At 64.5% G+C, this 25,719-nt stretch carries 20 protein-coding genes; 7 read left to right on the top strand and 13 right to left on the bottom strand.

The window, feature by feature from the left end; all coding sequences use genetic code 11:
• The first annotated feature begins 18 nt into the window (after positions 1–18).
• Positions 19–1,206 carry a M50 family metallopeptidase gene (locus ABGT83_RS12465; protein WP_346687881.1) on the top strand — a complete coding sequence of 396 codons (1,188 nt, stop codon included), beginning with the start codon at positions 19–21 and terminating at the stop codon, positions 1,204–1,206.
• A 102-nt stretch (positions 1,207–1,308) separates the two neighbouring features.
• Here ABGT83_RS12465 and ABGT83_RS12460 read toward each other — a convergent pair whose 3' ends face one another.
• From ABGT83_RS12460 to ABGT83_RS12430, 7 genes are all read right to left on the bottom strand, one after another.
• On the bottom strand, positions 1,309–1,782 hold the full coding sequence (locus ABGT83_RS12460) for a YbaK/EbsC family protein (RefSeq protein ID WP_103263867.1): 474 nt from the start codon (positions 1,780–1,782) through the stop codon (positions 1,309–1,311).
• Positions 1,783–1,933: 151 nt separating this feature from the next.
• Positions 1,934–2,848 carry a sensor histidine kinase gene (locus ABGT83_RS12455; protein WP_346687880.1) on the bottom strand — a complete coding sequence of 305 codons (915 nt, stop codon included), beginning with the start codon at positions 2,846–2,848 and terminating at the stop codon, positions 1,934–1,936.
• An 18-nt stretch (positions 2,849–2,866) separates the two neighbouring features.
• Complete coding sequence (locus tag ABGT83_RS12450) at positions 2,867–3,778, bottom strand: ABC transporter permease subunit (RefSeq protein WP_346687879.1); 912 nt, start codon at positions 3,776–3,778, stop codon at positions 2,867–2,869.
• Positions 3,771–4,751: an ATP-binding cassette domain-containing protein gene (locus ABGT83_RS12445; RefSeq protein ID WP_346687877.1), complete on the bottom strand. Its 981-nt coding sequence runs from the start codon at positions 4,749–4,751 to the stop codon at positions 3,771–3,773. The genes ABGT83_RS12450 and ABGT83_RS12445 overlap by 8 nt, the downstream gene beginning before the upstream one ends.
• 118 nt (positions 4,752–4,869) lie before the next feature.
• Positions 4,870–5,601, bottom strand: coding sequence for a response regulator transcription factor (locus ABGT83_RS12440; RefSeq protein WP_346687875.1), 732 nt, complete (start codon positions 5,599–5,601; stop codon positions 4,870–4,872).
• 37 nt (positions 5,602–5,638) lie between these two features.
• Positions 5,639–7,000 (bottom strand): ATP-binding protein, encoded by a 1,362-nt coding sequence (locus ABGT83_RS12435; RefSeq protein WP_346687873.1) that lies wholly within the window; start codon positions 6,998–7,000, stop codon positions 5,639–5,641.
• 106 nt (positions 7,001–7,106) lie between these two features.
• A complete protein-coding gene (locus ABGT83_RS12430) occupies positions 7,107–7,469 on the bottom strand; it encodes a winged helix-turn-helix transcriptional regulator (RefSeq protein WP_103263861.1) in 363 nt (120 codons plus the stop codon).
• A gap of 147 nt (positions 7,470–7,616) precedes the next feature.
• Here ABGT83_RS12430 and ABGT83_RS12425 point away from each other — a divergent pair, with 147 nt between their 5' ends.
• On the top strand, positions 7,617–8,129 hold the full coding sequence (locus ABGT83_RS12425) for a nitroreductase family protein (RefSeq protein WP_346687871.1): 513 nt from the start codon (positions 7,617–7,619) through the stop codon (positions 8,127–8,129).
• 186 nt (positions 8,130–8,315) lie between these two features.
• Here ABGT83_RS12425 and ABGT83_RS12420 read toward each other — a convergent pair whose 3' ends face one another.
• The 3 genes from ABGT83_RS12420 to ABGT83_RS12410 form a co-directional block, all read right to left on the bottom strand.
• The gene (locus ABGT83_RS12420) at positions 8,316–9,686 is read right to left on the bottom strand and encodes an MATE family efflux transporter (RefSeq protein WP_346687869.1); all 1,371 of its coding nucleotides are present in this window, start codon (positions 9,684–9,686) and stop codon (positions 8,316–8,318) included.
• Positions 9,687–9,988: 302 nt separating this feature from the next.
• On the bottom strand, positions 9,989–11,056 hold the full coding sequence (locus ABGT83_RS12415; protein WP_346687867.1) for a type II TA system antitoxin MqsA family protein: 1,068 nt from the start codon (positions 11,054–11,056) through the stop codon (positions 9,989–9,991).
• Positions 11,053–11,529 (bottom strand): hypothetical protein, encoded by a 477-nt coding sequence (locus ABGT83_RS12410; RefSeq protein WP_346687865.1) that lies wholly within the window; start codon positions 11,527–11,529, stop codon positions 11,053–11,055. Before ABGT83_RS12410 ends, ABGT83_RS12415 begins: the two co-directional genes overlap by 4 nt.
• Positions 11,530–11,673: 144 nt before the next feature.
• Between ABGT83_RS12410 and ABGT83_RS12405 the strand changes: the two genes are divergently transcribed.
• From ABGT83_RS12405 to ABGT83_RS12395, 3 genes are all read left to right on the top strand, one after another.
• Positions 11,674–12,144: a hypothetical protein gene (locus ABGT83_RS12405; protein ID WP_157938908.1), complete on the top strand. Its 471-nt coding sequence runs from the start codon at positions 11,674–11,676 to the stop codon at positions 12,142–12,144.
• Positions 12,141–12,794, top strand: coding sequence for a TetR/AcrR family transcriptional regulator (locus tag ABGT83_RS12400; protein ID WP_346687863.1), 654 nt, complete (start codon positions 12,141–12,143; stop codon positions 12,792–12,794). The genes ABGT83_RS12405 and ABGT83_RS12400 overlap by 4 nt, the downstream gene beginning before the upstream one ends.
• A gap of 112 nt (positions 12,795–12,906) precedes the next feature.
• Positions 12,907–14,466: an L-cystine transporter gene (locus tag ABGT83_RS12395; protein ID WP_346687861.1), complete on the top strand. Its 1,560-nt coding sequence runs from the start codon at positions 12,907–12,909 to the stop codon at positions 14,464–14,466.
• A gap of 217 nt (positions 14,467–14,683) precedes the next feature.
• Here the strand turns inward: ABGT83_RS12395 and ABGT83_RS12390 are convergent, their stop codons facing one another.
• Together ABGT83_RS12390 and ABGT83_RS12385 are read right to left on the bottom strand one after the other, a co-directional pair.
• Positions 14,684–15,475 (bottom strand): HAD family hydrolase, encoded by a 792-nt coding sequence (locus ABGT83_RS12390; protein ID WP_346687859.1) that lies wholly within the window; start codon positions 15,473–15,475, stop codon positions 14,684–14,686.
• Between the two features lie 352 nt (positions 15,476–15,827).
• Positions 15,828–17,009: a winged helix DNA-binding domain-containing protein gene (locus ABGT83_RS12385; protein ID WP_346687857.1), complete on the bottom strand. Its 1,182-nt coding sequence runs from the start codon at positions 17,007–17,009 to the stop codon at positions 15,828–15,830.
• A gap of 552 nt (positions 17,010–17,561) precedes the next feature.
• Between ABGT83_RS12385 and ABGT83_RS12380 the strand changes: the two genes are divergently transcribed.
• Both ABGT83_RS12380 and ABGT83_RS12375 read left to right on the top strand, forming a co-directional pair.
• Positions 17,562–22,259 (top strand): isopeptide-forming domain-containing fimbrial protein, encoded by a 4,698-nt coding sequence (locus ABGT83_RS12380; protein ID WP_346687855.1) that lies wholly within the window; start codon positions 17,562–17,564, stop codon positions 22,257–22,259.
• Positions 22,260–22,549: 290 nt separating this feature from the next.
• Positions 22,550–23,704: a helix-turn-helix domain-containing protein gene (locus ABGT83_RS12375; RefSeq protein ID WP_346687852.1), complete on the top strand. Its 1,155-nt coding sequence runs from the start codon at positions 22,550–22,552 to the stop codon at positions 23,702–23,704.
• Between the two features lie 110 nt (positions 23,705–23,814).
• Here the strand turns inward: ABGT83_RS12375 and ABGT83_RS12370 are convergent, their stop codons facing one another.
• A complete protein-coding gene (locus ABGT83_RS12370) occupies positions 23,815–25,701 on the bottom strand; it encodes an ABC-F family ATP-binding cassette domain-containing protein (RefSeq protein ID WP_346687850.1) in 1,887 nt (628 codons plus the stop codon).
• Between the last annotated feature and the right edge of the window lie 18 nt (positions 25,702–25,719).

Here is a 25,719-nt window from a genome sequence, read left to right as displayed (position 1 = left end):
TCGAAGGAAAGCAGAAGCATGACGGGTAAGCAACGCAGCCGAAAACGTCGTTGGGGAGCGAGGGCTTTGGCCATCGTACTGCTCATGGCGGCCGGCGCTGCGGGCGGCTACCTCGCGGGGCGAACGATACACGCTGTCAGCGACTCGGGCGACCCGCTCGAAACCGTTGTTTGGCTCGTCGCAATCGTCGCGCTCATGGTCGTTGCCTACTTCGTGCAGATTATCGTGCACGAAGCGGGTCACCTCGTATTCGGGTTGGCAACCGGCTACCGATTCCGGTCGTTTCGAGTGGGCAGCTTCATGTTTGTCGAACAGGGCGACAGGTTGCGTCTCAAGCGGCTCTCGTTGCAGGGAACAGGCGGCCAGTGCCTCATGGGGCCGCCCGATTTCGTGGACGGACGCATGCCCTACCGGCTCTACAACTTGGGCGGCGTGCTTGCGAACATGCTCGTCGCGCTGATCGCAGCCGCCTTCTTTTTCGTGCTGCAAACGGGGCTTGCGGCGACCTTTCTCGCGTTCGTCGCTCTTTTCGGCCTTGCGTTCGCGCTGGCGAACGGCCTGCCACTCACTGTCGGCGGCGTAAACAACGACGGCAAGAACCTGCGCTCGGCCAGCGAGTCTCCGGAAGCGCTGCGGGCGTTCTGGACCATCCTCAAGGTGGGCGAGGCCCAGGCGGACGACCTGCGCGTGAAGGACATGCCCGCCGCCTGGTTCGCCGTGCCAGCCGATGCCGAGCGCCTGCGCAACCCCCTCATCGCGTCTGTGGCGGTGCTGGCCTGCAACCGGCTTCTGGACGAAGGGCGCATCGCGGAGTCTGCAGACGCCATCCGCGACCTGCTAGGGCGCGAGACCGGCATGCTCGGCCTGTATTGCTCGCTGTTGAAGGTGGACCTCGCGTACTGCGAGCTCATGGGCGAGAACCGCACAGAGGAAGTCGAGCGCGCCCTCGATGCCGACGCATGCAGGCTCATGAAAACCATGAAAAACTTTCCCTCCGTGTTGCGGACGCGCTATGCCCACGCACTTCTGGCCGACCACGACGAGAATGCCGCCCAGCGCATCCGCAGCGAGTTCAACCATACGGCGACACGCTACCCGTATCCAAGCGAGATCGAAGGCGAGCGGGAGCTGATGGACGCGGCTTTCACCCGTTTTCTGAAAGAAATGACCGTTGACAGCGGAACGGAGAAAGGAGCGCAGCGATGACTGCCGCGATCCCTGAGACGCCGAAGCGCGCCTTCCGTTCCGGAAGCGAGCAGCACGGCTGCGAATACATGAAAAGGACGCGGCACCGATTGCTGCGGCGCGCTATTCTCCCGGCAGTTTGCAGACGTGCACCCAAGTGCAAGGCGCGGCGTATCGCTCGAGTTCGTCAGGCGTCAGGCGAATAGCGCTGTTCGCGCTGCCGCAGGCGGGATACACCACGTCGAAGCGGCGCAGCGATTCGTCCAGGAACACATCGCATCCCTCGTTCACCGCGAAGGGGCACACGCCGCCGACGCCGTGGCCGATGAGTGGCTCAGCCTCGTCAGCGGAGAGCATTTTGGCCTTTGTGCCGAACTGCGCCTTGAATTTCTGATTGTGTATGCGAGCGTCTCCGGCGGCTACGACGAGCGCCACCCGATCGCCCACGTGAAACGAGAGCGTCTTGGCGATGCGCGCCGGCTCGCATCCCACGGCGGCAGCCGCAAGCTCCACCGTTGCGCTCGATACTTCGAATTCGAGCACCCGATCCCCGATGCCGCACTCTCGAAAATAAGTTTTCACCTTGTCGATCGCCATATCGCCCGCCCTTCCCGCATTTTTCGCCAGAACCCGTCAACCCCCTGAGGGCACGGCATACTGTTCGATATTGTACGACAGGCGTCCGCACCGCGCCCGCTTCTCCCGGTCTACGGCGCACAACGACGGTTGCCGCCAGATGCCGAAGTCCTCATACGGCGAAGGAGTTCGAAGGGGCTGCGATCGCGGCGTCAGCCAACGCAAGCTCCACGACCAGCACGTTTCCGTCCAGGCGCGCAGACAGGCGCATGCCCATGGCTGCGGCGAGGCTGGCGGACACGGCCAGGCCGAGGCCGCTGCCGACCTCGCTGCGGGCGGCGTCGGCCCGGTAGAAGCGCTCGAACAGGCGCTCGGGATCGAAGGCGGCAGGGTCGGGCACCTCGTTCGCGAACGCCACGCAGGCTCCGCGCTGCTCCACCGCAAGCGGCCCCGAACCATGGCGCAGCGCGTTGCCCACGAGGTTCTCGAAGATGCGCGCGAGGGCCTCGGCATCGGCATCCACGGAAAGCCCCTCGTCCTCGAAGTCCACGCGCGGCTCCCATCCGCGCCGCTCGAACGCGGGGAACTGCCCCACCAGCACATCGGCCAGCGCCGGCAGCACGGCCACGGGACGCAGGTCGAGCGCGAGGTCGGGGTCGTTCGCCTGCGCGTAGGCGAACAGCTGGTCGAGGAGCGCTCCCATGTCGTCGAGCCGCGCCTCGGCGGCGACCAGCCGGCGGGCGCGCCCGGCCTCGTCGCCCTCGTCCTGCGCGAGGCGCAGGTACCCCTTCGCGCCCATGAGCGGCGTGCGGATGTCGTGCGAGAGGCTGGACAGGTCGCGCTGGAACTCCTGCTGGCGGCGCTGCCCCTCGAGCCGCTCCCGCTGCGCGGCGTCCAACTGGGCGTTCACCGCCTCGGCCAGCTCGGCGAACGCCCGCCCGGGCGCCTCCACCGTCATGCGCGCGTTGCTGCGCGCGTCGCGCCCGCGCAGGAAGCGCGCCATGCGGCGCAGCTCCCGGCGGAAGAGGAGCGCCGTCGCGCCCGCCCCGACGGCCAAGCACGCAAGCCCCACCAGCACATACGCCATCCGAACGCCCTCCTTGCCCTACACGTCCCTGCGCCGGCACGCCGTGAGCGACAGCGCCGCGCACACGGCTGCGATCGCTCCGAACACGATAAGCGCCTGCGCCGCCGCGGGAAGCCCGGCCACGGCGGACGCGCCCGCCTCGAACAGGCCCGTGCCTCCCGCCGCCAGCCGCTGCTGCACGGACAACGGCAGCCATTGCACTGCGTCGCCCACCAGCGGCATGGCCGGCGCGAGCACCGCGGCCGCCCCCAGCACCATCGATTCGAGGAAGCCCGTGGGCACGAGCGCCGCGAACACGACGCCGACCGTCTTGCTGCGCGTCGCCCACGCGATGAGCGCGCCGAGGAACGCGTACGCCGTCAGGACGAGCCACGACAGCACCGCCCAGCTCCCATACTCGCCCACCGTCTCCGTGCGCTCGTAGGAGAACCCGAGGACCGCGTACACCGCATCCGACAGGAGCATGCCCGCCAACAGGAAAACCCCGCACAAGACCGCGATCAGCACGAGCTTCTCCGCGAAGTACGCCCGACGGTCGCCGCACCCCGCGAGCACGTTCTTCGCGAATCCCGTGTCGAAATCGGACGAGGCCAGCAGCGCCGCCAGCACCGCGAGGATCAGCCCGAGGAATCCCACCATGAACGTGTTGCCGTACGAGTAGGTGCGGCTGCCGATGACCTTCTCGTTGAGCGCCTGCACCTCCTCGGCGTCGAGGCCAGCGTCGTTGGACGTGGTGAGCGTGACGGTCGCGCCGCTCTGGCGCGCCTCCTCCTGCGCCTGCTCGTTTACCATGTGGGCGAACTCGGGCGTGGTGGCGAACCAGACGAGCCCGGCCGCCCCCACCACCACGAGCGCGAGGAAGGCCAAGCCAACCCACAGCATCTTGCCGTGCACGAGCCGGTAGACATCAGATTTCAGCAGGTTAAACATGGTGCGCACCGCCTTCCTGGCGCGACGCGGAGGACACAGTCCTTGACGCACCGCCCTCCATGAGCTCCACGAAGTAGTCCTCGATATCCCGGCGCACCGGGCTCAGCTCCAGCACCGTCTGGTCGGCGTCATGGAGAAAGCGCGACACGGCCGTCGCGTCGTAGTCGCCAGTGACGGCGAGGGTTCCGTCGGGCAGCGCGCTCAACCTGGCCTGGGGAAACGCCTCCTCCATCAACGCGAGCGCGCGGGCCGGATCGGCCGTGCGCACGCGCAGGCTGTCGCCGCACTCGGCCTGCATCTGCTCGGCGGTCATCTCGCGCACCATGCGGCCTTCGGCGATGATGCCGAAGCGCGTGGCCACGCGGTCGAGCTGGTCCAGCACGTGCGAGCTGATGACCACGGTCACGCCGAGCGTCTGGTTCAGCCGCACGATGAGGTTCCGCATGGCGCGCGTGCCCTCGGGGTCCAGGCCGTTGAACGGCTCGTCGAGCAGCAGCAGGTCGGGCGAGCCCACGAGCGCGAGCGCCAGGCCCAGCCGCTGCTTCATGCCGAGCGAGAAGCCCTTCGCCTTCTTCCTGCCCACGCCCTCGAGGCCCACGAGCGCAAGCGCCTCGCGGCAGCGCGCCGACGCGTCGACCACGCCCAAGGCCAGGGCCTTCGCCATGAGGTTCTCGTAGGCCGTCAGGTTGGGGACAATGCCCGGCGCCTCGATGAGCGCGCCCACGCGCGACGTTCCCGCAGGCCGCGCGGCTTCGCCGCGAACGTCGGCGCCGGCGCGCCCGCCGAACAGCTCGATCTCGCCCTCGGTGGGCGCTGCCAGCCCGCACACCATCTTCATGACGGTGGACTTCCCCGCCCCGTTCTTCCCGACGAACCCGTAGATGTCCCCCTGCGCCACATGCAGGTCGAGCCGGTCGACCGCGCGCTTGCCGCGGTAGGACTTCGTCAGCCCCCGCGTCTCAACGACGTTCATGAACGCCCCTTTCCCTTCGCCTTCTCAACATGCTTCCAGCTTACGGAACAGGGTTTCAGGAAGGATGAACCAACCTTTAAGAAAGCTTGAAGATGCGGGACGCTCCTTTCCGCGCAGGTCATGCGCCCTCGTCGACCGCCAGCTTGAACCCGAGGCCCCACACGGTGCAGAGGTAGCCGTCGGTGCCGGTGGGCTTGAGCTTGGCGCGGATGTTGGACACGTGCACGCTCACCGTGCTGTCCTCGGCGGCGTAGGGTTCGCCCCAGGCCAGCTCGAACAACTCCTGCTTCGTGTACACCTTCTTCGGATGCAGCGCCAGAAGCTCCACGATGTTGAACTCGGTGCGCGTGAGAGGCACGTCCGCGCCGTCCACCGCGAGCGTGCGCGCGGCGCGGTCGACGGTCCATGCGCCCACGCGCAGCACGTCGCCGCCGGGCTGGGGCGCAGGGACGCGGGCGCGGTGGCGCAGCTGCACCTCGATGCGCGCGAGCAGCTCGTCCAGGTCGAAGGGCTTGGCCAGGTAATCGTCGGCGCCCAGCTTGAGGAGGTCCACCTTGTCGGTAGCGCTCGTGCGCGCCGAGGTCACGACGATGGGCGTATGGGCGTCGGCGGCGCGGACGAGGCGCACGATGTCCTCGCCGGGAAGGCCGGGCAGCATGAGGTCGCACACCACCACGTCGAACCGCTCGCCGCGCGCGTCCGCCGCCTCCAGCACGAGCCGCGCCTCCGTTCCCGAGAACGCCTGCGTGCACGCGTACCCCGCATGCCCCAGGTGGTCGGCCACGATGCCGCTGATGTGAGCGTCGTCCTCCACGAGGAGCACGGCAACCCCGGTCGTCGAGTCTCTCATGCTCGCCTCCCCTTCATTCGCTTTCGCGCCCCGGTTTTCACAGGCAGAATCCCATGTACAACGGCAAGTATGCACGATCGCCGTCGACTTTGAGTTGCTTGGGATGCAGAACGTACTGGGTCCCGACGCGCTTGCCGAACTTCTCCTTGAATCGATCGAGCGATTTCGTGCCGTATTGTCGAGGCGACTTCACCTCCACAGGACAGACGCGAGGCTTCATGGCGGCATCGGCGTACGGGCGCACGATAAGGAAGTCGACCTCCATCCGCTCTTCGCCCTCCCTCTTTCCTGACTGCGAATAGAAGAACAGGCGATGCCCGTTCGCGTTGAGCATCTGGGCCACGACGTTCTCCGTGAGCATTCCCTCGTTCAACCCTATCTCGCCGCGAAGCACGGCGCGGTACACGCTTTCATCCGTATGCGCGTTGTCGGCGAAAGCAAGCGAGACGAGCAGTCCCGTGTCGGCCAGGTAGCACTTCAAAGAAGACTGCGTCATGTTGAGCGAGAGGCCCACGCCCGGATCCGAGCAGGCGAAGCAGATGTTGGCGATACGCGCGTCGGCCAACCAAAAGAAGGCCTCCTCGTAGCTTCTCATGCGTGCATTCTTGCTGATGGAGCTCAAGGTGAACTTTTTCTCATGCTTCGACAGCTGGCCGGGAATGCCGTCCAGCACCGAAACCACCTTGAATTCGTAGCCGCGGGCAAACCGCGCGACGTCGTTGCGATACAGGCTGAGGATCTGGCGCTTCGCCGTATCAACTGGCTCGAACTTGCGCTGCGCCACGTAGATGCTCACGGGACCGGGCATGCCGCCCACCAGGATATACTCCCTCAAAAGACCCATAGCGCGACGGTGCAGCCCGTTGGGCAAGGGTTTCAGTCCGTCGAACTGCCTGCGGATGAGGGTCGCCAGCTTCTCCTCGCCCATCCCCCAAAGGAATTCCTCGAAATCCAGCGGATTGAGCTCGAAGGATTCCTCCTCCGACGGAACCACAATGCCGTCCACGTTCTGCTTGATCGACAGGAGTGATCCGGTTTCGATATAGTCGTAACGGCCGTCGGCCACTAAGTACTTGAGCAGGCCACGAGCAGTCGGGAACATCTGAACCTCATCGAAGACGATGAGCGTATCCCGTTCATGGAGGTCGACTCCGTAGTAGGTGGACAGGTAGAGAAACAGCGTGTCGAAATCGGTGCGGTAGTCTTCGAAGTATTGCTTCACCTCGGCGGGCGCTTGGAAGAAATCCACGATAAGGCAGGAAGCGTACTCGTTGCGCCCAAACTCCTCCACGAGCGTGCTTTTGCCCACACGGCGAGCCCCCTCGATAAGCAGCGCAGTCTTTCCATTGCGGTTTTTCTTCCATTCGAGAAGCCGGTCGTACGCCTTTCGCTTCAGCATGGCTCTACTCCTTGCACGATGCGCAAAACTTATTAGATAGAGTATTGCACGATGCGCAAAACTTTACAACGCTTTCGCGACACGAAAGCCGGGAGACGCGCACCGATCAATCTTTACGGACAACTTTTCTCCCCGCTTCCGCGCTCATCTCCTTAAGCACGCTCCCGCCCCAGACGCACATGGCGTTCAGCACCGGCGTGAAGCTGCGGCCGCGCTCGGTGAGCGAGTACTCCGTCTTGGGCGGCACCTGATGGTACAGCTCGCGGTGGAGCATGCCGTCGGCTTCCAACTCGCGAAGCTGCTGGGTGAGCATCTTTGGCGTGGCCTGGGGCATGAGCCGCTGCAGCTCGCCGAAGCGCAGCACGCCGTGCTTGCTCAGGTGCCACAGGATGAGCACCTTATGCTTGCCTCCCACGATGTCGATGGTCGCTTCGACCGGGCAATGGTAGGCATCTGGGCAGGTTTTCATGGCAGCGCTCCTTTGCGGCGGACCTTCGGCGGCAAACCCTTGCTTTCCTTTTCGGTAGTATATTCCAAAATAGTGCCTACTTGCTTGTCCGGTAGCGGCTTCTATCATGAAAGGAGAAACGAACCCGCACGAGAGAAGGGGCATCCCATGTCGTTTACCGACCTTGCCAAGAAGCGCTGCTCGATCCGCGCCTACGAAACCAAGCCTGTTGAGTCGGAGAAGATCGCCGCTATCGTGGAGGCAGCCCACGTCGCGCCGAGCGCCGCGAATCGCCAGCCCGTGCGCCTCATCCAGGTGGAAAGCGCGGAAGGACTCGCAAATCTCGGAAGGTACGCGAACCTTTACGGCGCGCCGCTCGCGTTCATCGTGTGCGCAGATGCCAAGCGCGCTTGGAAGCGCCCCGTCGACGGCATGGTCTCCACCGCCATCGACGCCTCCATCACCTGCGACCACATGATGATCGCGGCCACAGACCTGGGCCTCGGCAGCGTGTGGATCTGCGCGTTCGACCCCGCCGGCGTGCGCGAGGCGTTCAACCTGCCCGCCTCACTCGTGCCGGTGAACATACTGGCCGTGGGCCACGCCGCCGACGAATGGAAGAGCCCCGAACGTCACGCGGTCGAGCGCATCCCCGTGCAAGAGCTGGTGACGAAGGCGTAGGCTGCGCGCCATCCCCGTGCCCTGCACGTGCGCGAATTCCTGGTTGGATTGGCAATTTGGCGGTCATATGCACTCGTTATCGAACGCACTGGATAGCGCCATCAGGCGTTTCTTTCGGTGGGCCGGCCTCGCAGGCTTTCAGAAAGGCCGTTTCGGGTGCATATGCGTTCCGTTTTGCCACATCCCCTATCTTTCCCGCAGCACACCGCGCGAGCGCGACCAGCGGCGCAGGTAGACGCCGCCGATGATTGCGGGGATCACGGGCGAGGCCGCCTGCGCCACGAAAATGCCCACGTAGCCGAAGCCGAGCGCGCCCGAGAGCAAAAACGCCAGGCCGAAACGCACGGCGAACGCGTCGATGAGCGAGTTCGCCAGCACGAGCCGCGGCGAGCCGGCCCCGAGAGCGAACGAGTCGAAGCTGTACATGGCCGCGTAGAACAGGCCGTTCACGCTGCACGTGATACGCAGGTAGAGCACGGCGATGTCGAACGGCGCGCCCTGCGTGAGGCCGTAGAGCCCCACGATAACCGGCGCGAGCAGCTGTATGAGCACCTGTATGCCCAGCGTGACGCCGATGTTGAAGCGCGCTCCCAGCCGCGCGACGTCGCGGGCGCGCGCGAGCTCGCCGGCGCCGGCGCACTGCGCGGCCGCCGTGGTGATGGCCTGCCCGATGGCCCAGCAGGGCAGTCCCGCGATGGTGCTTATTTGCAGCCCCACGCCCGCTGCGGCGGCAACGTCCACGCCGTAGCGGTTGAGCATGCCGGTGACCAGCGCGTACGACAAGTTCACCACCGCCATCTGCACGGCGGAGGGCACGCCGACCGAAAGCACCGCGCGCACGTCGCCAGCGAAGCCGCCCGCGAGCACGCCGCTTCCGAGCACGCGCCCCGCCGCGAAGCGCCGCCGCACCAGCGCGAGCGCGAGCAGCGCCGAGAGCCCCTGCGCCGCCACGGTGGCCACCGCCGCGCCCGGCACGCCCAGGCCGGCCGGGCCCACGAGCACCAGGTCGAGCGCCACGTTCACGAACGTCGCCGCACCCACCAGCAGAAGCGGCGTCCATGCGTCGCCCTGCGCCTTGAGGAACGCGGCTGCGGCGTTCATGAGGAACGGCCCGACCGCGCCGCAGCAGAGCACGGTCGTGTAGGCCACGGCTCCGTCGAGCGCCGCCGCGGGCACCGCGTTCGCCGTGAACGCCGGCCGCGCGAGCAGCGTGCCCGCCACAGCGATGCCGACGGACGCCAGCAGCGCCACCAGGAGCGTGGCCGCGTAGGCCCGTCGCTGCGCGCCCACGTCGCCCGCGCCCACCGCGCGCGCCACCACCACGCCGCCGCCGGCCGAAAGGCCGATGACGAACGCGTTCACCAAAAAGACGGCGTTCACCGCGTTGCTCATGGACACGAGCCCCACGTCGCCCACCACCTGGCCGACCACCGCCATGTCGACGGCCTGGTACACGTACTGCAAGACGTTCACCGCCATGAGCGGCAACGCGAAGGAAAGCAGCTGCCGGAACAGCGGCCCCTCGGAGAAGGAAATAGTCGATGCAGAAGAAGCCATAGGTTCACCTCGGAAGATCGGGATGCGGAAACGGAAGCCGCGCGAACCGCCCCGGGTCCGCGCATGAAAAAGCGCCGCGGACGAAGCCATCCGCGGCGCTCAAGGTTCCCGGCATCCCGGCATCGACGACAAGGCATGCCCTTAGGCGGCGCGCCTCCCGATGCCGATGACTATGTCCGTCCCTGCTCCGTGCGATGCTTCATCGGCGATCACGCACAGAGCGGCAGCCCTGCAAAGTATCATTGGTTCCCCCAACGAGATGGTTGCAACGCCGGCCAGCATACCGCGCCGCACCCGGCGCGTCAACCGCGCGAGCACTCCCCGTTGATGCAGTCGGCCGTGGTTAGATCGAAGGCGTACTCGTAGCTGATCAGCTGCCCGTTCTCGGTTCCGCGCCAACCGGGTTCGCCATGGGATCGCTCGCTCAGCTCGCTGCTTTTTTGAAAGGAGTTGACGAAGTCAGCGGTCTTCTGCAGAACGATCCTCTCCCTCTCCGAGAACCCGCCCAGGTCGGCTTCGCGCAAGGCGACGATCTTCTCGGCAGAGGTTTCCCCGATCTCATGCTCCTCGACATCGAGCGACTCCCCGTCCACGAGCGCAGCCAAAAGCGCCTCATGCCCATGGACGATGGGACCGTTCGGGGCATGGGCATACCGCAAGCCGCTCATGGAACGGGAAGTTTCCGCGAACGCCGTGAAGTCGGCATAGAACATCGTCTTGAAGAACCGCAGCTTGAAGAAGTGCTTGCAACGAGATGCGAAGAACACCGCCATCTCGCGAGCGCGATCCACATCGAAAGCGCGAAAGCCGGTGAGCTCCGACGCATCTGCCGGGTTGAGCACGAGGGAGAAATCGCCTCGCACGACGGCATACTCGAAGCGAGACTCCCGACCTCGAGCGAGCTTCTCCCGCGCCCGTTGCTCGGCGCGTCCGCGCTGCGCCGCAGGTATCTCGGCTCCCTTCTCGACCAGAAGGTCGAGCATCGCATGAGGGTCGGATGCGGCGCGAATCGCCTGGTCGATCTGCCTGGTTTGCACGCCTCCGTTCTCGTACCTGCTCAGGGTCGCGCCGCCGAGCCCGAGCAGCTTCCCGAAAGAAGCCTGCGAAAGGCCGTAAGACTCGTAGGCATCTCGAATCTGGGAAGCGGAAAGAAGGCCCTGACCCTCCCGATACGCCTCGTACGCGCGGCGCAGATTGGCGCTTTCGACCCGCTCGTCCCCGATGCGCCCTCCGCACTCGGGGCAGGTGAGCACCACCTGGTCGACATCGACCCAGGCATCGCGAACTTTCAGATGCTCGACCCTCGTCTCCCCGCACGCCGAAACCTCGCGCGCGCAGGTGGAGCAATAGGTTTCGAGAATCCCGTTCATGATCGACCCTCCTTTAGAGGATAGGAAAGCGGGTGCTCGCAAGGATGCATTGACACGCAGACGCAGCCCATGCCGTCGGCACGATAACCAAACGAGGTCTTAATGTACAACTCCAACTCCTCGCCTTCCAGCTCAACCGTTTTGCCGAACTTCCACACGTCCGAACGGCCAAGCTGCCTGTCGTCGCAACAGGGGCCATCAGAATAATCGTCGGCAACGAGGCTGGTCAAAATGTCCCGCACGTCTTCGATAAGCAAGCCGTAACGACGAAGAAAGTCGTAGTTCTTGTCAGGCCCCTGGGAGCGATGCGCCACTTCGAGCCAGTTGCCCGCATATGTTTTCATGAGCATAAGGTAACGGGCTACCTCTGCACGAGATGCTACCCTATGCACGATCAGCCTCCTCAAAGTGTTATCAAATGATAACACTTTGAGTGCGTTATTGACAGACATTTTACCTACCTGCTTTTCCAAAATCCGACCCCCGTCAACCAAGCACAGAAGACGAGGTACTTCCAAGCTAACAACTGTTTCGCCGAGCTTGTAAAGCTAACGATCGTTTGCTAAACTGCTTCCATTGGCTAACGTTCGTTAGCTTTACGAGAGAAAGAGAGCACCATGACGACGACGGCTCGGCAGGATCGAAGGCCGCATCCCCTCGCAAGGGTCTCGCGCGGGTTCGCGCTGTTCATGAATTGGTTCGACGGGATATGCTCCGTCGTGTGCGGAGGGTTCATGGCGCTGAGCGGGCTCGTCGCCATGCCCGTCAGCTGGAACGACGTCATGCCCATCGAGCTCCTAGGCGTCCTGCCCTTGCCCGAGCCGCTCATCGCCACGTGGTTCTGGCCGGGAGTGGCGCTCGCGCTGGTGAACGGCGCGCCGAACATCGTCGCGCTCACGTTGCGCTTCCGCAGGAGGCGGGCAGCATCCTACAGGTGGGGCATCGCGGCGGGCGTCCTGCTCATCGCCTGGACCGCGTTCGAGCTCGTCTTCATGCCGAACGGGATCTCCGCATTCTACCTGGCGCTCGGCGTGCTACAGACAGCCGCGAGCTGGCACGCGCTCCGCACCGGGGAGGACATCGCATGACGCCCCGCCGCAACACCAAGGAGGACATCCTGCAGGAGTCGCTACGCCTCTTCGCCCGCGCCGGGTTCGAATCGACCGGGATGCGCGAGATCGCAGCCGCCGTTGGCATCCAGCCGGCGTCGGTCTACAAGCACTTCGCCTGCAAACAGGCCATATTGGACGCACTCATCAGGCGCATGGACGAGCGTTACGAGCTGACAGCCGCCGCCATCGGGCTCCCGGAGGGCAGCGTCGACGAGCAGGTGCGCGACTACGCGGTTACCCCGTTCGCACGGATGGCGGACCTCGGCGAAGGGATGTTTCGCTACTGGACCGAGGACGAGTTCGCCACGTTGTTCCGGCAGATGCTCACCGTCGAGCAGTACCGCACGCCCGAGCTGGGCGCACTGTACCGCCGCTACTTCATCGAGGCGCCGCTCGCATGGCAGGAGACGCTGTTCGCATCCATGGTGGAATCGGGCGCGTTCCTGCGCGACGACCCGAAAATGCTAGCGCTGGAGTTCTTCGCGCCGCTCATGATGCTCATTCAAGCTGCCGACGGCGCGGGCGACGAGGCCGCCCGCGAGCGCCTGGTCGACCTCGCACGACAGCACGTGATCCGCTTCGGCGAGCGCCACGCATGTGCCGCAAGCGCAGAAGGACCCGAATAGGCGGCGAGCAATCGGTTCGGCAACGGAGGCGAGACGGTTGCCGGCGGAGGGCAGGACGGCTTCGCGTGCACGGCATACTGGAGGGCGCTGCCGTCCAGAAAGCTGATCGCCCATGCCGCTCGAAACCCTACTTCCCGTCCTCGCCGTCCTGGCCGTGTTCGCCGCCCTGCTGGGGGCACTTTGGTTGATGAAGCGGCGCGGTATCGGCTTCACGCCGCGCGTGTTCGCGGCGCTGGGGCTGGGCATCGCGCTGGGCGTGGGCATCCAGCTGGCGCTGGGCCGCGAGGGCGAGGCCGCCGCCGTGGCACTCGACTGGATGTCCGTCGTGGGCCAGGGCTACATCGCGCTGCTGAAGATGCTGGTGATGCCGCTGGTGTTCGTGGCCATCGTGGGCGCGTTCACCCGCACGAAAATCTCGGAGAACCTGAGGCGCATCAGCGCCGTGGTGCTGGCCGTGCTGCTGGGCACCGTGGCCGTGGCCGCGCTCACCGGGTGGGCGGCAGTGGCGCTCTCCGGTCTGGCGGGCGCCAGCTTCACCGACGCGGGGGCGGACGCGGGCATGCAGGCGCTGCAAGCCGACCAGCAGCAGGTGGCGAATCTGTCGCTGCCGCAGATGATCCTGTCGTTCATCCCCGTGAACGTGTTCGCCGACTTGGCCGGAAGCCGCCCCACGTCCACCATCGCTGTCGTCATCTTCGCCGCCATCGTGGGCATAGCGTACCTGAAGCTGCGCGCCCGCAGGGAGGACACGGGCGAGGGCGAGGGCGCGGCCACGGGCGGCGAGGGCGGCGAAAGGGCCGCGTCCGTGAGCAACGAGGCCGCCGCCAGTGGCGCCAGCGTCCCCACCACCCACGACGCCCCCGCCGCTCCCGCTAGCGCGGCCGCCTCCGCGCGCACCCAGACCGCGTTCTTCCGGCAGCTCATCGACAGCCTGTACGGCATCGTCATGCGCATCGTGTCCATGGTGCTCGCGCTCACGCCCTACGGCGTGCTGGCGCTCATCGCGCACGTCATGGCCACGAGCGACTATGCGGCCATCCTCGACCTGGGCAAGTTCGTGGCCGTGTCCTACGGGGCGCTCGCGTTCATGTTCCTGGTGCACTGCCTCATCCTGCTGGCGAACCGCGTGAGCCCTCTCTCCTACGCGCGCAAGGCGTTCCCCGTGCTCAGCTTCGCGTTCGTGGCGCGCTCGAGCGCGGGCGCCGTGCCGCTGAACATCGAGACGCAGACGCGCGCCCTTGGCGTGGACGAGGCCACGGCCAACTTCGCCGCCAGCTTCGGCATGTCCATCGGGCAGAACGGGTGCGCGGGCATCTACCCTGCCATGCTGGCCACCATCATCGCGCCCACGGTGGGCATCGACGTGTTCTCTCCCACGTTCGTCGCAGGACTCGTGGCCGTGGTGGTGATCAGCTCGCTGGGCGTGGCGGGCGTGGGCGGCGGCGCGACGTTCGCCTCGCTTATCGTGCTGGGCACCATGGGGCTGCCCATCGAGATCGTGGGCCTTCTAGCCTCGGTGGAACCGCTCATCGACATGGGACGTACCGCGCTCAACGTGAGCGACTCCATGGTGGCAGGCGTCACCGCGTCGAACGCGGTGGGCGGCCTCGACCGCGCCATGCTGCGCGATCCCGAGGCACGCGTGAGCGGCGAGGGGCATACGGAACTCTAAGGGATTGCCCCTGCTTTCCGCCAGACTGCAGAATTTGGCAAAAATATCGAGGTAGGGTACGTGAAAATCGCCGTCGAAAAATCGGAACTGGGACTATGGCGGCGAAGGAACCAACTGTCTCTTCCAAATCGCCCGAATCTCTGCCCTAGGTCACATTTTCTGCCACATTCAACCGAACGAGACACGGCTTGCGACATCGGCAGTCCAACCTGGCAGCCTAGCCCAGCCCCTCCAGCACACGGCGCAGCTCGGCCTGCACGCCGTGGTCCACGTTCGTGCCGATGACCTTATCGGCTATCTGCTTTACGGCGTAGCGCGCGTTGCCCATGGCCACGCTCGTGCCGGCCATGCGCAGTATCTCGTAGTCGTTCATGGAGTCGCCGAACGCCATCATCTCGTGGGCCCCTATGCCGTGGGCATCCAGCACCTGGCTCACGCCGGTGGCCTTGCTCACGCCGCGCTGCATGACGTCGATCCACTTGCGGCCGGACGGTGCGAACACGAAGTCGTCGTCCAGCTCGCGCGTGAGGATGTAGGCCATATCCATAACGTCCTCGTCGCAGTATACCGACGCCTTCAAGATGTTCACCTGGGGCGACGGCACCGCATACACACGCACAGGGTTCGGCAGGTTCTTGTCCACCTCGCGCTCGAAGCGCGCCTCATCGTCCAGGAGGTAGCTGCGCGTCTCGTCGAACAGCGCCAGGTGCATGGTATCGAACAGGTCCACCACGCGCGCCAGCCGCTTCACGGCCGCATGCGAGAATACCTCGAGGTCCACCAGCTCGCCCTCCACAATGACCTGCGCGCCGTTCGACGCCACGAAGTCCATGCAGTCCACGATGGGCTCGAACAGCTCGCACAGCGTGTCGAAGCGCCGCCCCGACGTGGCCGCGAACCGTATGCCCTCCTCCCGCAAGCGCAGAATGAGCTCGTACGTGCCGTCGGGCAGGCACTCGTTCGCATCGAGCATGGTGCCGTCCATATCGCTGGCGATGAGCTTGAGCATGGGGAAACCTCCTTCTGGGCGCGGGCGCGGGACGGCGGCAGGCCGCCGCCAGGGCGGGCTGTCTCCGGGGGTGGGCTGCCGTCGAAGCCGCGCCCGAAGCCCCGCCGCCATCCGAGGCGCGCACCGCGTCACCTTCGCTTTCCCGGCCATTGTACGGCCCTCTTCTGCGCCACATCGTTTCTCCACCGAGACTTTGCAGGAATTTGAACAAGCCGACAACTGGGCGACCGCCCGCTACAGGGATCGCCTGCAGCCGAAGCGAGCGGCCGCATCTTGGGCGAGCAGCCGCATCTCGGGCTAACGGCCGCGTCCCTTTGCCGAGGCGAACGACCCCCTTCGCGCGTGTGGGACGTCAGACCCTCTCGAACCCCGCCAGCCCAAGTCCGCGGAAGGCGGCGTGCTGCTCGGCGAGTGCACGCACCTGGCGCTCATCGACGGCATCGTCCCACCAGTCCGCCTTCACCTCCAGGCCGACGCCCTTCTTCGTGCCGGTCCACGTACCCACCACCTGGCCGCAATACACGATGGCGCCCGGGTTGGCCACTGTGCGCCATATCCGGCGTTGCAGCGTCTTGTCCGGCTGCAGGACGGCGCGGTCGCGCTGGTCGAGGTAGGGGTCGTGCGCGGCCAGCAACAGCAGCTCGCGCTCGAGCGGCTGCGGCGCGAGCAGGCGCTCCCGGTCGGCGGACAGCACCTGCGCCTTCCTGCCCAGAAACGTCACCGGCTCCATCTCGTCGGCGGCCGCCTTCCACAGCCGCCGCGCCTGGGCGCCGGAGCATCCCAGCCACGCGGCCAGCCGGTCGGGAGTGGACGGCCCGTAGCAGTGGAGGAACTTCCGCACCAGCTTGCGGGCCGCGTCCGGGTCGGGCACCAGGGGACGGCCAAGCCAGGAGCGGTACGACGTGAACGTGGGGCTAGCCCCCTCGCGCGCGCCGAACACCACCAGGCCCTTGAAGGAGCAGGGCCGCAGCAGGAACGACACCGCCGCGCCGCCCACCGTCTGCTTGTCGGGGCTGCCGTACATCGACGGCTCGTTCCACAAGGAGCGCTTCCGCTCGGGCAGCAGCGGCTCTATCCATGCGGCCAGCGTTTGGTCGAGCGCCACCTTGCCGGCCACCGTCTGCCCATCCAGCTGCGGCATGACCTGCTCCAGCAAGGCCAGCAGCTCGTCGAACCCCACGCCCAGAAAGTCGAGCGCCAGCCCAATGCCCCGCGTGTAGATCCAGGGCTCGTCGCCCTCCGCCGCAAGCGCCGACAGGAACGCGGCGCTGTCAGCCGCCGGGAATACGACGGGCGCACCGCGAAAGCTCCATGCCTGCATGAGCGTCCGCTCCTCCAGCAGCAGGCGGTCGCGATCCGCCGCCCCGCACGCGGGCACGCGATTGAAGAGCGCGACCTCCCACGCGCCCGGAGGCGAGTTCTGCATGCCGCAGGCGCTGATTGCCGCGATCACGTCGTCCTTGCCGTAGCACGCGTCCAGATGGTGCGCGTGCAATCGAAAATTCCGCACCTGCTCAGCACTTGTTTCTTCCATCGCAGCCGCTTCCTTGAGTGGTTATTGGAGCCCACCTTACCAAACGAAAGCCGCTCGCCGCAACGCGATGGCCCCGCAGCCCCCGCAGAAGCCCTCCGAAAACCAAAACACGACCCACACCCCGGGAAGCACTCATGAAATATTTGTGCCATAATAAGAATTTGGATCAAATAATGGAGAGGAGCGAACCATGCAGCACACCGGTTTTACTGGGAGCATCTTAAGAAAGCTGCCTGGAACGGCTTCCAAGGTGTGGCTCATTGCACTCGCGCTCCTGCTGTGCCTTCCCCTGGGAACCATGCCCGCGCGCGCCGATGCCGCAACCGACAACGGCGCTTTCGAGACGGACTCAGCTACTACGGCAAGCGAGAGCAACTCTTCCGAAAAGACCGCGAACAGGCAAAACACACCGTCTGTCGAGGATCCCGGAATAAGCTACCCCCCCCCGACGGCCTTGACACCGGCTCCAATTCGGTAATCAATCCTAAGGTCGCACAAGCGTTCGCGAGCAATCCCCTTTCCGCCCCCGGCCCGAAAGCGGGGTCGCGCGCAATGTCCCTCGACCTCGCCTGGGACGACACCACCAAGAACCTGCCCGGCACGACCGAATCGGATAGCGGCGCCACCTTGACGCGGTCGACGGGCTCGCCAAGCACCTTCGTGATGAAATACCGCCTGCACATCGCCCTCGATTCCGCCGCATACGATAAAGACGAGGTGGAGGTGCACCTCCCCATGGTGCTAGGCAACTATCGCGACGGCACCAGCGTGACGCTCCAGCCCACCAATATCGGCATCGGCCAGAACCCGGACGCAGCTACCCCCGATGTGCCCTTCTACTATCAGGTTGAAGGCAGCGACTGCGTCATCCGCAACGCTCGCGACCTCAATCAGGCGCTAAGCGTTTCCATCGAAGTAGCGTTCACGGTCGACCCCATCAAGATCGAGGACGGGAGCGCTGCTAACGTCACCGCCACCGGATCGTTCCCCGACGATGCCGGCACGACTCAAACCGTGAGCGCCCAACCGCTTACGTACATAACGGATACGCAAACGGTTCTGGATGACTTCTATTTCCCCGCCAATCAGACGAAGAGCGTCTTCGAATGGGGTTCAACGATGCCAGAGCCCACGGGCGGCTACACGCTTGATACGCTCCACTACCGTTATGTTATGTACACGACACTCGCATACGCACCCGATGCCGGTTACAACCAACCGTATTCGCTCAAGGTGCAGCTTGATTCCGTTGCAAGCGGTGGTACGTTAATCCATGCCTCTTCGTCGGGAATGACCTACGACCCAAGCAGCAAATCCCTGAGCTGCGACGTGACCGAGGACGAGACAAGGAATATATCGTACCTGAGCAAGTCGAAGAAGTACTACAAGTTCCTCGTCGCCTACCCTCGCAACGCAGGCGATCCCGACACGCTGTCCTATCCGGCAACGTTTACCTGCACGGTCACGCCAGCCGACGGTAAAGACCCAGCAGCCTCAAAAACCGCTACCTCCACCTACACGTGGAAAGATTACCGTTTCGACTACATAAAGAACGGTGAGATGTTCGACCTTAGTAAAGGGGGAACAACCGGGCAGGCTGACGGATACGAAAAGGCGCTCTCCCTTCTGGATCAGGGCATAGATGCAGACAGCCTTCTATATACGGTGACCGGAAAAGGCAGATACTATCCCAAAACAGGGGACCCTCAGTATCCTGATACGGACGAGTCTAAGCGCATTGGCATGACGCTTGTCGACGATTTGATGTACCTGCATACGAGCGGCGCCGCCACCGGCGATATGGTTCGTCTCTCCCCCGACGACTGTAGCCTTAACAACGTTTCGGTAGCTCTCACCAATTATATAACCAACCGTTTGACAGGAAGCAAAACCTTTGTGAGCAATCTTGATGCCCAGTATCCGGGCATCAAGCTATCCGTATCGTACAAGACAAAGAGCGGGGGCGATGCATGGAGCGCTCCTACTGATTACTCGTTCAATCGCAAGAACTACGTCAACGACATCCCCATCCCGGAAGGAGCCTACGCCGTCAAGATAGATTTGCCGGCCGTCTTTCAAGACTCCATTGATGTAGAACTCAAGGTCAACTACTCACTGAAGCACGACTCACCAGCCTATACGAACCTGCGCAACCTGAACGATCCCGCACAGTCCGTCCTCGTCCTCAACAACTTCTGCGGACTGATACCCAGCGTATCAAGCGGTGCAGCCCTTGATACCTCTCTGACTGAAGCAAACTATGGCGGCGATTCCCAAAGTTTGGGGCTGCCGCAGTACGACTTTGCCACCTACGGGAAATACCTTCTCCGAGCAAATAAGATGTTCGACTTGAAATCACTCATCGGCGATGCCGTTTTTGGAAAATTCGCTACCGGCACTACCGACAGCATGAATGGGATTGCCTATACGGAATATCAGATGGATGCGGTCAGCGGCTACCGCTCCTCGTCCTCCCTCACCCAAGAGCAGTATGATCAGCTGGTGGAAAAGGGGTTGCCCTCGGCATCGCTCGACAACGTAGTGTTCTACGATCTGCTGCCGCGAGGTGCCTATCTGGCAACGGATTCTGCTCGCGCTCCCTCGGTTGGGCGGCTGCTTGACTACTCGGGCACCACAGCTCCGTGCGATGTGCAGGTATCCGTCATCGATAACTATCGGGGAACGGGCCGCCAAATGGTCAAGATCGAAGTCGATTCAGGACTCGCACCCGGAAAGAACGTTCAACAAAGTCTCAGGTGCTATCAAACGAAAGACTCCTACGTCGCCGTTTCGGGTAAGGTATCCGGCTTCACCGTCAAGTTGTGGATGGCTGTACCGTTCTCCGAAGCCGGACTGGTAAACGGCGCAAAGAACAACGCCGCCTTCCAGAAGGCTGAGGGCGCACTCGTCGGCGGTTACAGCGACCGATCTCGCGACGACATGCGCTGCCCCGATACCGGCGAGAACCCGGTGCTCGAAGATGTGCAGGACGCCCATGGTAACTCAGCGTTCTATAACCTTGCCGAAAAGCCCGCTGGCCCTGATGAAAACCTGCTCAACACGATGTATGCTGCCGACACCGTCACGCTTTCGCATTCAATATCATATGGCGATGGGCTCACCAACTTCGTCAAACCCGATACCTTTGTGGACGATGCCTTATTCTCCCAGAGCGCTTCCGTGCTCATTGGCCAGCCTTATATTTTCCGCATGAGTCTTATCAGCGGTTCCAAGCAAATTAGCAACGCTATTCTGTTCAACAACTTTGGAAAGGCAAGCGTCGACGGTAAACAATCCACCTGGACCGGAACGTTTGAAAGTATCGACCTAAGCAACGCCACCATCAGAGGTATTGCTCCTGTGGTCTATTACACCACCGAAGAGAACGCACCCTACTTCACCGCGGACGACACCAGAATGCGCGCCGTTCCTGCGGCATGGACCACGGTAAAACCTTCGAACCCCGCTGACATCAAGGGGCTTGCGGTAGATCTTTCACACGCAACCGATGGAAGCGAATATGCCATCCCCCTGCAACAGGCGATCGGAGTGTACGTGACCATGAGGGCGCCATCGACATTGCCCTCACCCGATGCCGAGGAATACAACCAGGCCGCGTACTACGCAAAGATAGACGGCGTCGCACATAACCCCAATGACTCGACGCTGAGCGCGCCTCCTGTTACGACACGCTTGATTGAACCGAAGCTCATCAAATCGAATGCGCCCGATTTCGACACCTGGGTCAAAGCGGGCGACACAATCACCTACACGCTTTCCTACACCAACGAAGCAACGGAAACTCATCCACTCGTGCTGGAAGACGCTGCACCCGCCGGAACAACGCTTGCGCCCGCCGGTGCAGGCAGTCTGGCTGGGAACCCGACTATCAAGGTGAACGGCGCGCCAGTAACAGATGCCGCCACCGTCGACACGGGGACCGGTTCTATCACCTGGAAAGCCAACGTTCCATCGGGCCAAACCGCCACGGCGACGTTCCAGGTGGTGGTGAAGGCCGATGCGAAAGGCCAGATAGAGAACCAAGGCGATGCAGCCGTGCGCGATGCAGCCACAAGCACCGACACCCCCTTTTCAAGCAACACGGTGCAAAACCGCATTCGCCCCGTGCTCAAGAAGGCCGTCACCGGCGGCACCCAAGGGACCGACCAGCACGCCTATCCCGGCGATGTGCTCACCTACGAGCTGCGCTACACGAACGACACGTCACAGGATCAGAAGGTCAGCATCAGCGATGCCGCGCCGATGGGAACCACCCTAGCTAACAGCACAGGCAACCCTACCATCAACGTTGTGGGGACAGCAAGCACCGCTGGCAACACCGTGACGTGGGACATCCCCGTCCTTCAGCCGGGTAAAGAGGCTGTCGTCACGTTTCAGGTGGTCGTGAATGATGATGCAGTCGCTGGTAGCACGATTGCAAACACCGGCACGGTAGTCGTGGATGACGGCAGCGTGACTGTTGATTCCAACGAAGTTACCACCTCTGTTGACCCGAAGCCGGCCGTATCGAAGTCGGTGGCTGGGGGCACCGCAACCGCCGGACGGGCCTACCCGGGCGACGTGCTCACATACACGCTCGGCTACACCAACGAGTCCACGTCCGCTCAGAAGGTGGTCCTGCGCGATGCGGCCCCGACGGGCACGCATTTTGTCCCGGCCGAGGGCGGCGAGTTGAAGGGAGCGCCCACCGCAAAGCTTGACGGCGTCGAGGTGGCGGGCGCGGCATCGTTTGAGGGCGACGGCCTGGCATGGACGTTCGATTCCGTCGGAGCGGGCTCGATAGTCACGGCGACGTTCCAGGTGGTCGTGGACGATTCAGCAGCCGGAACCGACGTGACCAACGTCGGCGGCCTCTTCCTGAACGGCGGTACCGCCGAGGTCAAGACCAACGAGGTGACCACCCCGGTCGACCCGAAGCCGAAGCCCGATCCCGACCCGGATCCTCCAACCGAACCGGATCCCCCGGATGATCCGGCACCCCCCGACAACCCGAAGCCCAACCCCGAACCGGAGCCGACGCCGCCGACCGACGGCGGGCAAACCCCAGAACTGAACCCGGAGACCAAGCCGCTCGACACGACGAAGGCGACGCCGACAGCATCGCAGAGCGACCAGCCGCGCACCGGCGATCTACCGCCCTTCGTCTTCGCAGGACTGGCGGGCATAGCCGCCATCGCCGCGCCGACTGCCATCCTGGCGGCGCGCCGCAGCAAGCGGACGCAGCGCTAGTCGAACCGGTCATCACCGGGGGCGGGCAGAGCCCTTCCCCGGCGATGACCCTCCCGCGACGCCCCACGCCGCCGCAACAGTTTCTCATCTCCGTCGAAGCCTCGCAAAATACCAGGTCACAGCTTCCGCAACCTGAACGTGCGCAAAAAATCGCTAAACGCAACACCAGATTGGTGGAGCGCGCGCTCCTGCGCCTGCATCATACAAGCCGCCAAAGCATACAGGGGCTTCAATCGGACGCCCACACCGCTTTCGGGTATGATGCATTCACGGAATGAAAGGAACCTACCATGAGCTTCGCCGACAACCTCGTCTACCTGCGCCAGCATTACGGCGTGACGCAGGAGAGCCTTGCCGAGCAGTTGGGCGTGTCGCGCCAGACCGTCAGCAAATGGGAGGCCGGCACGAACTATCCCGAGATGGACAAGCTGCTGGCGCTCTGCGACCTGTTCCACACGAACCTCGACGACCTCATGCGCGGCAGCGTGCACGTGACGAAGGAGAACGACACCGAGCGCTACGACCGCCATATGAACCGCTTCGACCTATCGATAGCGCTCGGGGTGGCGTGCATTCTCATGGGCGTTGGCGTGCAGGTGCTCCTAGACGCCCTCGGATGGCCGAGCAACATCCAGACCGTCGCGTTCTTGTCGTTCGTGGTGGTGGGCGTGGTCGCCCTCATCGTGGGCAGCCTTAACCACGGCGAGTTCAAGCGCCGTAATCCCGCCATCGAGCCGCGCTACGCCGCCGATGTTCTCGAGCGGTTCAGCCGTCGCTTCCCCCTGCTCATCGCCGGCGGCGTGGGGCTCATCCTGCTCGACGTGATCATGCTCATCGGCCTCTCATCTGAGGACAGTTCACTCGATCTCGTGCGCGGCGTCCGTTTGGACGAACTGATCGTCGCGCCGTTCATGTTCGTCCTTGCCGTCGCCGTGGGCATCCTCATCTGGGCCGGCATGCAGAAGTCGAAGTACGAGCTGTCCGAGCTCACCTACATCGCCCACCGCCAGAACCTCGGCGCCGATCTGCCACCCACCGCCGTGGTGAAGTCACCCGAGCAGGTGCGCGCCGAACGCGTCATGGGCGTGATCTGCGGCTGTATCATGCTGCTCGCGCTGATCGTATTCCTTGTGTGGGGCTTCGTGCCGCTGTTCGATCAGGTGGGCGGCTGGGACGGTATCGACAAGCACGCCCTGAAGGACGCCATCCGCGCCGGTCAGGGCGGGTTCGCCATCAGCTGGATCGCGTTCGTGGTGGGCGGCATCCTCTGCGGCATCGTGTGGATGATCGGCAGTGTGCTGGGCAAGTCGCAGGACGACTGGATAGCCGAGGCGAAGCAGGAGGACGCCTGGCTGAAGTACGCGCAGGCCGACGCCAAGGAAGACCCCTGGGCGCGCGGTCCCGAGCAGCCGGAAAACTCATCCGACCAACCCACGTTGAAGTAACGCAGCACTGAAGAGGAGCACGCCGTCCCAAGCGAGACGGCGTGCGATAGCCCACTCGCGGCGCTTGGGCGCTTTGCACGAACGGGCGCAGGCTCGGCGATCCGAGCGCCTTACTCTCCCAGCTTCTCGGCGGCTTCGAGCCACTCTTCCTCGAGGGCGTCCACTTGGGATTGCAAGTCGTTGATCTGCGCTTGGAAATCGCCGAGGGCAGTGAAGTCACTCGGATCGGCGGCGGCCATCTGGGCGCGCACGTCCTCTATCTTGCCGTTGAGCGTCTCCGTCTTGCGCTCGTTCGACTGCATGAGCTTGCGCAGCGCGCGGATCTCGCCGCCGGTGAGACGGGGCTCGGAGGCGGCTTCGACTTCGGAGTCACCCTGATCGGCGGCGCGCTGGGGGCTTTGGCCTGCGGCGCGGTCGGCCGCTCGAGAGGGAAGGGCGCTGGACGCGCGGCCGCTTTGGGTACCCTGGGAGGCACCGGCCGCGTGCTCCGTCAGCCGCAGGTACTCCTCCACGCCGCCGGGGAGGTGGCGCAGCTTGCCGTCCAGCAGGGCGAACTGGTGGTCGGTCACGCGTTCCATGAGGTAGCGGTCGTGCGTGACCAGCAGCAACGTGCCCGGCCAGCCGTCCAGCAGGTCCTCCACCGAGGTCAGCATGTCGGTGTCCAGGTCGTTGCCTGGCTCGTCGAGGATGAGCACGTTCGGCTCGTCCAGCAGAATGAGCATGAGCGCCAGCCGGCGCTTCTGGCCGCCCGACAGATCGCTCACGGGCTCGTTCAGATCGGCGCGCGTGAAGCCCAGCTTCTCCAGCAGCTGGCCGGGCGTCATCTCCTTGCCATCCAGCATCGTGCGGCGGCTGTAGCGGCCCACCACCTGCCGCACGCGGTCGTCGCCGAAGCGCGCCAGGTCGTCCAAGTGCTGCGACAGCACGGCGAAGCGCACCGTTTTCCCTATCTTCACCAGGCCGGCGCTCGGCTTCTGCAAACCTTGGACCACCCGCAGAAGCGTTGTTTTGCCCGCACCGTTCTCGCCGACGATGCCGTAGCGGTCGCCGGGGCCGATGATCCAGTCCACGTCGTCCAGCACGGCGCGGCTGGAGCCCTCCCCGTCGTCGAAGCGTACGGTCACGTGCTCCAGGTCCACCACCTGCTTGCCCAGGCGCGCCATGGCCATGCGCTTGAGCTCCAGCTCGTTGCGCAGCGGCGGCACGTCGGCGATGAGCTCCTGGGCCAGGGCCACGTGGAACTTCGGCTTCGTCGCGCGCGCCCGCGCCCCGCGCGAGAGCCAGGCCAGCTCGCGGCGCAGGTCGTTCTGACGCTTCTGCTCGGCCAGTGCCGCCAGCCGGTCGCGCTCCACGCGCTGCATGATGTAGGCCGAGAAGCCGCCTTCGAACGGATCGACCGCGCGGTCGTGCACCTCCCACATACGCGTGCACACCTCGTCGAGGAACCAGCGGTCGTGCGTCACCACCAAAAGCGCGCCCTGCCCCGCGCGCCAACGCGTCTTCAAATGCCCCGCCAGCCAGGTGATGGCACGCACGTCCAGGTGGTTCGTGGGCTCGTCGAGCGCCAGCACGTCCCAGTCGCCGATGAGCAGCCGCGCAAGGTCCACCCGACGGCGCTGCCCGCCGGACAGCGTGCCCACGCGCGCGTCCCATGGGATGTCGGAGGCCAGCCCTGCGATGATGTCGCGGACGCGCGCGTCGCCCGCCCACTGGTACTCCGGCAGGTCGCCCACCACGGCGCGCTCGACGGTATCGTCGTCGGACAGCGCGTCGGCCTGGCCCAGCACGCCCACGTTCACCGCGCCGTTCTTCAGCACGCGCCCGTCGTCGGGCTCCAACGTGCCGGCCAGCAAGTTCAGCAGCGTGGACTTCCCGTCGCCGTTGCGGCCCACGATGCCAATGCGGTCACCCTCCTCCACGCCCAGCGACACGCTGTCGAACACCGTCTTCGTGGGGAATTCCACCCGCACCTTCTCGCAACCCAGCAGAAACGCCATGTATCCATCCTTCGCATT

The organism is Enteroscipio rubneri (genome assembly GCF_963929405.1).
Lineage (GTDB): Bacteria > Actinomycetota > Coriobacteriia > Coriobacteriales > Eggerthellaceae > Enteroscipio > Enteroscipio rubneri.
Note: the sequence above shows the minus strand (reverse complement) of the source record. Positions and strands in the feature narration are given on the sequence as shown.

Excerpts from the sequence above, each read along its gene's own strand:
- ABGT83_RS12420 (WP_346687869.1), bottom strand. The coding sequence starts at position 9,686 with ATGGCTTCTTCTGCATCGACTATTTCCTTCTCCGAGGGGCCGCTGTTC.
- ABGT83_RS12405 (WP_157938908.1), top strand. The coding sequence starts at position 11,674 with ATGACGACGACGGCTCGGCAGGATCGAAGGCCGCATCCCCTCGCAAGG.
- ABGT83_RS12450 (WP_346687879.1), bottom strand. The coding sequence starts at position 3,778 with ATGTTTAACCTGCTGAAATCTGATGTCTACCGGCTCGTGCACGGCAAG.
- ABGT83_RS12440 (WP_346687875.1), bottom strand. The coding sequence starts at position 5,601 with ATGAGAGACTCGACGACCGGGGTTGCCGTGCTCCTCGTGGAGGACGAC.
- ABGT83_RS12375 (WP_346687852.1), top strand. The coding sequence starts at position 22,550 with ATGAGCTTCGCCGACAACCTCGTCTACCTGCGCCAGCATTACGGCGTG.
- ABGT83_RS12455 (WP_346687880.1), bottom strand. The coding sequence starts at position 2,848 with ATGGCGTATGTGCTGGTGGGGCTTGCGTGCTTGGCCGTCGGGGCGGGC.
- ABGT83_RS12380 (WP_346687855.1), top strand. The coding sequence starts at position 17,562 with ATGTCCCTCGACCTCGCCTGGGACGACACCACCAAGAACCTGCCCGGC.
- ABGT83_RS12445 (WP_346687877.1), bottom strand. The coding sequence starts at position 4,751 with ATGAACGTCGTTGAGACGCGGGGGCTGACGAAGTCCTACCGCGGCAAG.
- ABGT83_RS12435 (WP_346687873.1), bottom strand. The coding sequence starts at position 7,000 with ATGCTGAAGCGAAAGGCGTACGACCGGCTTCTCGAATGGAAGAAAAAC.
- ABGT83_RS12395 (WP_346687861.1), top strand. The coding sequence starts at position 12,907 with ATGCCGCTCGAAACCCTACTTCCCGTCCTCGCCGTCCTGGCCGTGTTC.
- ABGT83_RS12425 (WP_346687871.1), top strand. The coding sequence starts at position 7,617 with ATGTCGTTTACCGACCTTGCCAAGAAGCGCTGCTCGATCCGCGCCTAC.
- ABGT83_RS12415 (WP_346687867.1), bottom strand. The coding sequence starts at position 11,056 with ATGAACGGGATTCTCGAAACCTATTGCTCCACCTGCGCGCGCGAGGTT.
- ABGT83_RS12430 (WP_103263861.1), bottom strand. The coding sequence starts at position 7,469 with ATGAAAACCTGCCCAGATGCCTACCATTGCCCGGTCGAAGCGACCATC.
- ABGT83_RS12390 (WP_346687859.1), bottom strand. The coding sequence starts at position 15,475 with ATGCTCAAGCTCATCGCCAGCGATATGGACGGCACCATGCTCGATGCG.
- ABGT83_RS12370 (WP_346687850.1), bottom strand. The coding sequence starts at position 25,701 with ATGGCGTTTCTGCTGGGTTGCGAGAAGGTGCGGGTGGAATTCCCCACG.
- ABGT83_RS12400 (WP_346687863.1), top strand. The coding sequence starts at position 12,141 with ATGACGCCCCGCCGCAACACCAAGGAGGACATCCTGCAGGAGTCGCTA.
- ABGT83_RS12385 (WP_346687857.1), bottom strand. The coding sequence starts at position 17,009 with ATGGAAGAAACAAGTGCTGAGCAGGTGCGGAATTTTCGATTGCACGCG.
- ABGT83_RS12465 (WP_346687881.1), top strand. The coding sequence starts at position 19 with ATGACGGGTAAGCAACGCAGCCGAAAACGTCGTTGGGGAGCGAGGGCT.
- ABGT83_RS12460 (WP_103263867.1), bottom strand. The coding sequence starts at position 1,782 with ATGGCGATCGACAAGGTGAAAACTTATTTTCGAGAGTGCGGCATCGGG.